This window comes from Collinsella sp. AF04-24 (assembly GCF_003465685.1).
Classification (GTDB): Bacteria; Actinomycetota; Coriobacteriia; order Coriobacteriales; family Coriobacteriaceae; genus Collinsella; species Collinsella aerofaciens_AP.
Genome location: NZ_QSBK01000043.1, coordinates 1 through 2,040 on the forward strand (window position 1 = coordinate 1; position 2,040 = coordinate 2,040).

1 protein-coding gene and 1 pseudogene are annotated in these 2,040 nt (G+C 59.1%); both read right to left on the reverse strand.

The genetic code is table 11. From position 1 onward, the window contains the following. A pseudogene (locus tag DWV32_RS09955) lies at positions 1-520 on the reverse strand (SIS domain-containing protein); the annotation flags it as partial. Positions 521-690: 170 nt separating this feature from the next. Next, a complete protein-coding gene (locus DWV32_RS09960) occupies positions 691-1,905 on the reverse strand; it encodes an MFS transporter (RefSeq protein WP_187361864.1) in 1,215 nt (404 codons plus the stop codon). Positions 1,906-2,040: the final 135 nt, after the last annotated feature.

Consider the following 2,040-nt stretch of genomic DNA (forward strand, 5'->3'; position numbering starts at 1 on the left):
AGCCGCGGCGGTTGAGCAGGCGCAGGCCGAAGCAGTCGGCGAGGTAGTAGCCCATCTCGCAGCCGCCATTGCCATGATCGGAAGCCATCTTGACGCAGTTCTCGGCACCCACAGCCTGGCCGATGGGGCCCTCGGGCTTGGTCATGGCGTAGACACGGATGCCCTTTTCCTTCATCTTCTTGACGGCCTCGAGGACCTCGGGGGTGGTGCCGGACTCGGAGGCGGTGAGCACGACGGACTTCTCGGTCATGCGCTTGTGGCCCATGACGTTCCACTCGGCGGCGTGGATCAGGTAGACCTCGAGGTCGCGGTCGCCGAACTTGTTCATGAGGTACTCGAGCTGCATGAGCTCGTCCCAGGTGCCGCCGACGCCCATCAGGAACACGGCGTCGTAGCCCTCGTCGGCGACCTTGTCGGCGAGCGCGGTCATCTTCTTGCCGGCCTCGTAGACGTTCTTGCCGTCCTCGACGTAGCCCTCCTGGCTAAAGTGCATGATCTCGATCTTCTCGGTTTCCTTCATGGCTTTTCCTTTCTGTCCTGCACGCGAATCTATACATCGCGTTTCTTTTCGATACCAATTATAGACATACACCTAACGTGCTTTTAATACCACTTTTCAATCTGCTCCAATCCTCGGTGAACGGTCGAAATTCTCTGGTGAGTGGTATTAAATTAGAATTGAATGTATAGCTAACACCGCCGACGCCTCCCTCGTGTGACAAAGAACAGCGTTCCTACCAGCGCAATAATGGTCGATGCCCCAAACAGCACCGCCTGGACGCCCAAAGCCTCCGCCAAAAACGGAGCCGCCAGCAGCGGCAGCACGCCGGCGCTCATCAGGCCAAAACGCACAAAGCCGGTAATGCGCCCCAGGTATTTGATGTCGGCGCGCTCCTGAATCAAGATCATCTGCAGCGGTTCCAGGAACCCCCAGGCTAGACCGTTAATCGCCTGACCGATAATCGCGACCCCCAGCATATCGGTGCCCACGTACACCATGGACCCAATGCCCACGGCCATGAGCGCGCCGAGCAGCAATCGCAGGTTGACATGGCGAGCAGAAAGCTTGGTCAGGATGAACGCGCCCACCGAGGAAGTAAGGCCCACGACCGAGGACAGCCAGCCCAGCCAGACGATATCCACGTTGAGCACATCACGGTAGAACAACGACTCCAGCGAATCGAACGCGCCAAACGCAAAGAAACCCAAAAAGCCCGAGATAAAGATGAGACGCAGGTCGTGGTCGCGAAACGTAAGTCGCGCACCCTCGGCCATGCCACCCAGAATACCGCCCTTCGGCTTCTCCCCTTTTGCGGGAGCAACGCACTCGTGACAGCCCAAGGAGAGCACGGCCGCCACACCCATCATGCCCGCCATGAGCAGATAGACCGATTGCGTGGCAAAACAGCTCACGATGGCACCACCGAGCAGCGGGCCAGCGGTATAGGCGATATTGCTGTAGAACACCATGAGACCGTTCACGCGGGTACGGCCCTCGGTGGTCGACTCCAGGTATCCCGGAAACGCATGCGTGCAGGTGTTGATAAAGCCGCCCGCAAGTCCCAAGACGCACGCGGCAAACACAAGCCCGGGGACAGACAACGGCGCTAACCCCACGCCAAGCGATAGCACTGCCGTAATCACGCACGTCACAAACGACGTCCGGCGCGGTCCAAAGCGATCGATGACCGAGCCCGACACCATATTGCCCGCCGACGTCATAAGATTGCGCACGAGCGTAATGGCAGCAACCAAAAAGGCCGTGCCGGCCAGATCATACGTGGCCGCACCGATAAGCCCCAAAAAGTAGACCGCGTTGTTGGCGCACCACTGCAGGGACTCAATAAGAATCAGCCTGACCTCTGCCGGCGTCAGGCGCATTGCTTCGCGATCCTTCGCGAACATACGAACTCCTTCTATACAAAAAGGGGATGGAGGGCATAGGCCTGCTCCATCCCCTTTCCAGGTTGCAACGAAAATCTATGCAGCCGGGCCCTTACGCCAGCACGCCGAAGAACGCGCCGACGATGCCCACGGCCA